Origin of the sequence: Chroococcidiopsis sp. CCALA 051, assembly GCF_003015105.1 — a bacterium.
Classification (GTDB): domain Bacteria; phylum Cyanobacteriota; class Cyanobacteriia; order Cyanobacteriales; family Chroococcidiopsidaceae; genus Chroococcidiopsis; species Chroococcidiopsis thermalis.
In genome coordinates this window covers 1-7,512 of the sequence record NZ_PYCI01000212.1, presented here as the reverse complement: position 1 = coordinate 7,512, position 7,512 = coordinate 1, and the positions used below count along the sequence as shown (strand labels likewise).

The window sequence follows — 7,512 nt, the reverse complement described above, 5'->3', positions numbered from 1 at the left end:
CCCTTGTCCCCCTTGTCCCCTTGTCCTCCTTGTCCTCCTTGTCCCCCTTGTCCCCCTTGTCTCCTAAACTAAAACGATAGACTTTGTACAGAAGTTTCATCTAGGCAGGGGCAATGGTGCGGTTAAAGCTGTGGCAGTGGATTGTCTTAGCAACTCCGATCGCGTCTATCGTTGGTTTCTTCCTGGTAGCAGCAGGTTTGCAGATCCATGAATGGCGCATCAATTGGATCTGGGGTGTGTTTATTCTAATATTTGTCGGCTGGCGGTGGTTGCTAGTCCGGTGGACTCGTCCTGTTGTCGTGGAGATGGAGGCTGTAGCCGCAGAAGTTAGCAAAGAATTAGAATCGTTTTCCGCTGATGCACCACTCTCAACGCCAGACAGCACCAAGAAAGCAGAAGCCACGCTACAAGAAATTCTCGTTGTAGCACAAAGCGATCGCCCTTTGTGGGAGGACTGGCAAACTTTTTGGCAGCGCTGTCAAGATTTAGTTGTCGCGATCGCCCAGATTTACCACCCAGAAGTCAAGTATCCGCTTTTAAATATCTATATTCCTCAAGCTTACGGGTTGATCCGAGGGACGGTAGACGATTTAGATCGGTGGATGCAAAAATTATCGCCTGCTTTGAATCAAGTTACCGTCGGGCAAGCATATGAGGCATATGAAGTTTACCGCAAGCTAGAGCCATCGGCGCGCAAATTCTGGCGGGCATGGAACTTAGCACAGTGGCTTTTGAACCCAGCCGCCGCCGTAGCGAAAAAAGCTAGCCAGCGTTACACAAACCAGGCAGATCGACAACTTTTGGTCAATTTGAGTCAATTGTTACGGGAAGCAGCGTTAAGAAACCTGTGTCGGCAAGCGATCGCCCTCTACAGTGGCGATACCTTACCTGGTTTAGAATCATCCAAGACTCAAACTTTACCCCAGGCAAAGACTCAAACTCTGCGAGAAATTTTGTCGCAAGCCGAGCCTGTGGAAATTGTAGAGCAAAAACCTGTCAGCATTCTCTTAGTAGGACGCACTGGAGCCGGAAAAAGCAGCTTAATTAATACCTTGTTTAGGGCAGAACTCGCCGCCGTTGATGTTTTACCCAGCACCGATCGCTTGCAAAATTATCGCTGGCAAACTGATACGGGAGAAACTCTGACACTGTGGGATACGCCGGGATACGAACAGGTTAATGGCGCTGAATTACGAGAACAAGTTCTCGAATATGCCAGCAAGTCAGATTTGTTGCTACTTGTCAATCCTGCCCTCGATCCAGCTTTACAAATGGATGTAGACTTTCTCAAAGATATTCAGGCAGAAGTAACGGACTTGCCCGTAATTACAGCTGTCACCCAAGTCGATCGGTTGCGTCCGATTCGCGAGTGGCAACCGCCTTATAATTGGGAACTGGGCGACCGCCCCAAGGAAATTTCCATCCGAGAGGCGATTCAGTATCGCGCCCAACTGCTAGCGAATTATTGCGATGTCGTGCTACCAATTGTTACGGCAGATCCGCAAGTCGGTCGAATTGCTTGGGGAATCGACGCGCTATCCTTAGCCTTAGTTCAGGCGATCGCCCCTGCCAAACAACTGCGGCTAGCACGCTTCATGCGCGACTTAGAAACTCGCACCACCGCCGCCGCCAAAATCATCGATCGCTACACCTTCCAAATGGCAACGACTCAAGGACTCACGGCTTTACTCAAAAGCCCTGTCCTCCAGTTTATTTCCACCATCTCAACCGGATCGCCTACCTTAGCTAATCTCCTAGCAGCGCAGATTCCAGTGGAACAATTGCCTGTTGTCATTGGTAAATTACAAATGGCATACGAACTATTTTCACTGCTCAACCCAGATAAAAATCCGCATAACTTCGACTTACTCGCCCTGTGGTCGTTGTTATTGGAAAACTCAGCATCTCCAGAAAATAATGCTTGGGCATTCGGTCATGCTTTGGTAGAGTATTGGACGCAGAGTTTAACTGTCGAACAATTAAGACAGCGGTATGAAGGTTATCTCAAGCAAGTTTGAATTCATGACTGATGGCATGAAAATGGTAAATTTGAGTTTGGTTTAATTTTTTACCCTAAACTTTGAAATAGCCTATCTTGACAAAGAGAGTAAGAGAAATCACAATATCGAGCGACAAAAACGTAAAGAGCGAAAAAGATTATGCCTAAATATATCGTGTGGGGAAGTTACTGCGAGGACGTGTTGGAAAAGCGCGTACCTTATCGACAAGCACATTTAGATGGACTGGCAAAACAGAAAGAAGCTGGGGTTTTAATTACAATTGGTCCGACTAAAGATGTGACCAAAGTATTTGGGATTTATGAAGCAGAAGATGAGGCGACAGTACGGAATTTAATTGAGTCCGATCCGTATTGGGTTAATGGAATTTGGACGGAGTATGAAGTTAAAGAGTGGATACAGGCTTTTTGATTTTTAAGAATTTTACTTGAAAAGTATACCTTGGCGTTTATCCATGTAAAAACATTTTAGAGGTGAAACAATGTCAGCGATCGCCACTCAATCAAATTCAGTAATCAAGCGAGTACTTTTCACCTGCATATCTTTACTATTAGTTTTTGCTTGTTTACTAGGAACGAAAATATCTTTAACAGGAGAACCGCAGTTACTTGCTGGAACTCGCCCCGACAATTTAGGCGTTCGTGCGGGTGAACTTGCACCTTGTCCCAACACTCCTAATTGTGTTAGCAGTCAGAGTCAAGATCACGCACATAAAATCGAGCCTTTTATTTATAATTCCTCTGCTCAAGCGGCTATGACTGACTTAAAAACTGTGCTTCAGTCATTTAGAAGAACAAAACCGATCGCTCAGTCAGAAAATTACCTCTATACGGAATTTACCATTCCTGTTGTTGGGTTTGTAGATGATGTAGAATTTTCTTTGGATGAGAACGCTAGAGTCATCCACGTTCGTTCGGCTTCTCGCATGGGTGAGTCAGATTTGGGTGTAAATCGCAGCAGAATAGAAACTTTGAGAGCAAGATTTAACCAAATTAATCGCTCTAATTCTGTATAGAAAATTAAGTTTTAGCCATCTCCAAAGCTTGAATTGCAGCTTGAACGAGATTATAGTAATGGGGTTGAAAGAGATCGACTTGGGTGGCATCTTTACGGCTACTACCTAATAACCCCATCAGATTTCCTGCCTCAATTGCTAAAACTCGTCCTTCAGTGTTCTTAATTCTTAATTCTAACGAATTATCTGTAGGGAAAACACCGCAAGTATAACGCCGCTGTTTGTATTCAAAGGGAATTGTAGTGGCAGTTCGTCTGAGTGGAAATAATATTTGCGGCTGATTAGCTAGACGTACGCCGATTAATTCTAACTCAATATTAGTATTGCCATTCCAAGTATTTTCTCGCAAGCGATAAGCAATATCTATCCGTGGTGGTAAAGGGAAATATTCGCGCCAACGCCAGGCGATCGCTTTCATTTGTTGTAGGGGCGCACGGCTGTGCGCCCCTACAGATAAATCTTTTTCTTGAACTACAGTTAATTTAATATGACCTTTACCAATAGTCTGCTGGTCGATGACTTTAACATTAGCCGTCCAAAAAACGGGTTCTGGATTTTCAATTCCACAGGGATGTAAAATATCTAACTGTTGATAAAGTTGTAAATTGAGTCGCTCTAAATCGGCTTGCGTATCAATTTGTAGCAGTGGCTTTAAGTGTTCCGGTTGCAAACAAGAGTTAGCAAATTGAATCAGACGCGATCGCAATGCTTCTAAGTTTTCGGCTGAAAGGGAAAAACCACCTGCTGCTTTATGTCCGCCAAACTTACCTAATAAATCTCGACAGAATTCTAAGGCATCAAAAACATTAAATTCAGGAATACTACGTGCCGAACCGCGAATGTGATGTTCGTCTTCATACGTGCCAATAAATACGGGTACGCCGTAGCGTTCTACCAGGCGAGAGGCGACGATCCCGATTACGCCGTGATGCCAATTTGGTTGAACGACAAGTAAGACGCGATCCTCTTGTAGAGACATGGCGTGCGATGATTCGACATAAGCGATCGCTTCCCGTTCGATTTCTTCGCAAAGTTGCTGGCGACGGGCATTTATTTGTTCGCATTGCATTGCCCGTTCTAAGGCAATTCCAGCATCATCAGTTGTCAGTAAATCGATAACAATTTGCGGATCGCCAATTCGCCCGATCGCGTTAATGCGGGGACCGAGGCGAAAACCGATATCATCTGGTTTGAGCGACTTGTTTTTATCATTCACCCCACTGACTTGAATCAAGGCTTGAATTCCCGCAAGTTGAGACTGGGGAAGCAGCCGCAATCCGCGTTTCAGCCACCGACGATTGACACCGATTAAAGGCGCGAGATCGGCGATCGTTCCTAGTGTAAAGAGTTCCAATAAAGGCTTGACTAAACCCTTAAGTTGTCCTGTTTTCTGAGCTAGACAAATAGCCAAAACGTAAGCAACGCCAACCCCAGCTAAACCCCAATAAGGTGAAGATTCGGGAATGAGTTTAGGATTGAGGATCGCGTTTGCTGGGGGTAAAGTGGGGGGAATGTCATGATGGTCGGTGACGATGACATTTAAACCGAGTTCTCTTGCTCTAGCGATTGGTTCGATCGCGGCAATACCATTATCTACGGTTAAAATCAGCCGCACGCCTTCAGTGTGGAATTCTTCGACAATCCGCTTGTTAATTCCATAGCCCTCCTGCATCCGGCTGGGAATGGCATAATCGACTTGCGCCCCCAACCAGCGCAGGCTGCGGAGTAGCAAGGCTGTACTCGTCATCCCATCAGCATCGTAGTCGCCGCAAATGGCAATTTTCTCTTGGGAAGCGATCGCTTGTTCTAATAAGTCTATGGCGATCGCTAGGTCGGGAAATGCCTCTAGGGGTGAGGGCAAATCTAAAGTTTCTGGATTGATAAATATTTCTGCCTGCGCTGGTGTCTCGATGCCGCGATTGACTAAAAGCTGGTTGACTATAGGTGAGAGCTGGTTTATTGTTGTCAACTGGCTGACCAACTCCGGTTGAGCTGGATGTATTTGCCAGCGCTGATTTGGCAAGCGACGCGGACGGCGAGGTAATCCTGATGGCGGTTGGGCTAACACGGGGACAGAAATAGAGGCTCAGCACTATATTGTATGAGGCTAATGGGTAATTTAGCGCGATTACTGCATCCGATCTATAGTTCTATACTGAATTGCCTCGGCGACGTGATGGCTTTGCAAGTTTTTCTCTGCCCCTAAGTCGGCAATTGTCCGCGCTACCTTAAGAATGCGATCGCTGGCTCTAGCTGACAAGCCTAATTTCCGAATTGCTCCTTCTAATAAGCTTTTAGAAGTATCATCTAACTGACACCACTTCCGCAAATGGCGACTTTGCATTGCTGCGTTACAGCTTACCGATAATTCTGACTCAAACCGATCGCGGGTGCGATCGCGTGCTGCTTGAACTCTTTGCCTGACGCTTTCCGAATCTTCCCCCGTAGGTTGCTGGGTAATTTCCTCTGGTTTCAGTCGATTCACCGCCACCTGCAAGTCAATTCGATCCATCAAGGGACCCGAAAGCTTTGCCCAGTATTGCTCTCTTTGCCTGGGGGAACAAGTACACGCTTGGATTGAATCGCCAAAATAACCGCAAGGACAAGGATTTGTACTCGCGACTAAAGTAAATTGGGCGGGAAACATCACCGATTGGCGAGTACGAGATACAGTGACGTGACCGTCTTCTAAAGGTTGGCGCAGAAATTCCAATACATCCCGCTTGAATTCCGTTAATTCATCTAAGAATAGAACTCCGTGGTGAGCTAAAGAAATTTCCCCAGGACGAGGAAAAGTCCCGCCACCAACTAAAGAAGGACCAGAGGCGGAATGGTGGGGACTACGGAAGGGACGTTCTGCAACTAGCGAACCTTTATTTTTTAACAACCCCGCTACGGAATGAATTTGGGTAACTTCCAACGCCTCATGAAAACTGAGTGGTGGCAAAATCGCGGGCAAACGACGAGCCAACATCGTTTTTCCGCTCCCTGGTGGACCCACAAAAATCAAGTTATGCCCCCCAGCTGCGGCAATTTCTAAGGCTCTACGAGCGTGAGCTTGTCCTTTGACATCTTTTAAATCTGCACCAAAATGGACACTTCTGACGATCTCCCGCTTGCCTTCAAACTGCACGGGCTGAAACTTTTCTGGCTGATTGAGAAATGCTGCGACTTCCGATAAAGATTGAAAACCATAAACTGATATCCCTTGCACTAAAGCTGCTTCCTGGGCATTATCTGCGGGTACGACTAACCCAGTAATCCCCATTTTTTGCGCCGCCGCCGCCACGGGTAAGACACCAGCCACTGCCCGCAAGCCACCATCTAAGGAGACTTCACCCAGAAATAAGAAATCTCCGAGCATTTGCGGGTTGACCTGCTCTGAAGCCGCCAAAATGCCCACGCTCATCGGTAAATCGAAGCTGGGTCCTTCTTTCCTAATATCTGCTGGCGCTAAGTTAATTACGATCCTTTTCAGCGGAAAAGCATACCCAGCGTTTTTGAGCGCTGCTTTCACCCGTTCTTTCGACTCCTGAACTGCCAGATCCGGTAATCCTACCACGACAATTCCCGGTAGCCCCGCCGAGACATCGATTTCGACTCCTACTTTGACGGCATCGATGCCGACAATTGATGCACTCCAAACCCGTGCCAGCATTTTATATTTCTTCCATGACAAGAACCCTTTAGAATCTCTAACAGAGTTCAAGGGCGATCGGCATGAGTGAAACTACAGATACTATTTTTGGCAAAATCATTCGTAAAGAAATTCCCGCCAATATCGTTTATGAAGACGAACTGGCGATCGCATTTAAAGATATTAATCCCCAAGCCCCCGTTCACATCCTCGTGATTCCCAAAAAACCTATAGCCAAGCTATCGGATGCCGAATCTCACGACCACGCCCTTATGGGTCATTTGTTACTAACTGTTAAGCGAGTTGCCCAGCAAGTAGGACTGAATAACGGCTATCGCGTCGTGATTAATACTGGTGCAGACGGCGGACAAACTGTGGATCACATGCACCTTCACATTCTCGGCGGGCGACAAATGAGTTGGCCTCCTGGTTGAGTTCCTCGTACTTTGTGAAAGAATATTCGTTTGGGTGAGCTGAGGGAGACAAGGGGGACAAGGGGGACAAGGGAGTTAGAGAAGGAATTTCCACCAACAAATTGGTGGAGAAAGAGTAATTTTAGCGTTTAGATGAATTTCAATTTTGCGGCTGGGAGCTTTGCTAGAAGTTAGTTTCAGCCGTTTTTTCTTTTACCTAAATCGATCGATTAATCAGAAAAACTTATTGTTAGTATAACATAAGCTAATCTTCATAATCTTTACAAAACTCAATGAAGTTCCTTATAGTGTTAACAACAGGGAAAACAAACCCTGATTTGCATAACCAAACGCAATACATAGAACCATGACAACCACATTACAAAGACGCGAAAGCGCTTCCTTGTGGGAACAGTTTTGTAACTGGGT

Annotated in this window: 6 protein-coding genes; 4 read left to right on the top strand and 2 right to left on the bottom strand. The window is 46.0% G+C overall.

From position 1 onward, the window contains the following. Nucleotides 1–113: 113 nt before the first annotated feature. The 3 genes from C7Y66_RS29375 (at nucleotide 114) to C7Y66_RS29365 (ending at nucleotide 3,033) form a co-directional block, all read left to right on the top strand. The gene (locus C7Y66_RS29375; protein WP_106548246.1) at nucleotides 114–2,018 is read left to right on the top strand and encodes a GTPase family protein; all 1,905 of its coding nucleotides are present in this window, start codon (nucleotides 114–116) and stop codon (nucleotides 2,016–2,018) included. A 141-nt stretch (nucleotides 2,019–2,159) separates the two neighbouring features. After that, entirely contained in the window at nucleotides 2,160–2,429 is a 270-nt protein-coding gene (locus tag C7Y66_RS29370) for a YciI family protein (RefSeq protein WP_015155978.1), read from the top strand. A 70-nt stretch (nucleotides 2,430–2,499) separates the two neighbouring features. Next, nucleotides 2,500–3,033 (top strand): DUF1499 domain-containing protein, encoded by a 534-nt coding sequence (locus C7Y66_RS29365; RefSeq protein ID WP_199197714.1) that lies wholly within the window; start codon nucleotides 2,500–2,502, stop codon nucleotides 3,031–3,033. Between the two features lie 4 nt (nucleotides 3,034–3,037). On the opposite strand, the gene recJ is transcribed toward C7Y66_RS29365, so the two are convergent. Then, a complete protein-coding gene (gene recJ / locus C7Y66_RS29360) occupies nucleotides 3,038–5,101 on the bottom strand; it encodes a single-stranded-DNA-specific exonuclease RecJ (RefSeq protein WP_106548245.1) in 2,064 nt (687 codons plus the stop codon). A gap of 60 nt (nucleotides 5,102–5,161) precedes the next feature. Next, nucleotides 5,162–6,691 (bottom strand): YifB family Mg chelatase-like AAA ATPase, encoded by a 1,530-nt coding sequence (locus C7Y66_RS29355; RefSeq protein WP_106548244.1) that lies wholly within the window; start codon nucleotides 6,689–6,691, stop codon nucleotides 5,162–5,164. Between the two features lie 62 nt (nucleotides 6,692–6,753). Between C7Y66_RS29355 and C7Y66_RS29350 the strand changes: the two genes are divergently transcribed. Next, nucleotides 6,754–7,104, top strand: coding sequence for a histidine triad nucleotide-binding protein (locus tag C7Y66_RS29350; RefSeq protein WP_106170859.1), 351 nt, complete (start codon nucleotides 6,754–6,756; stop codon nucleotides 7,102–7,104). Nucleotides 7,105–7,512: the final 408 nt, after the last annotated feature.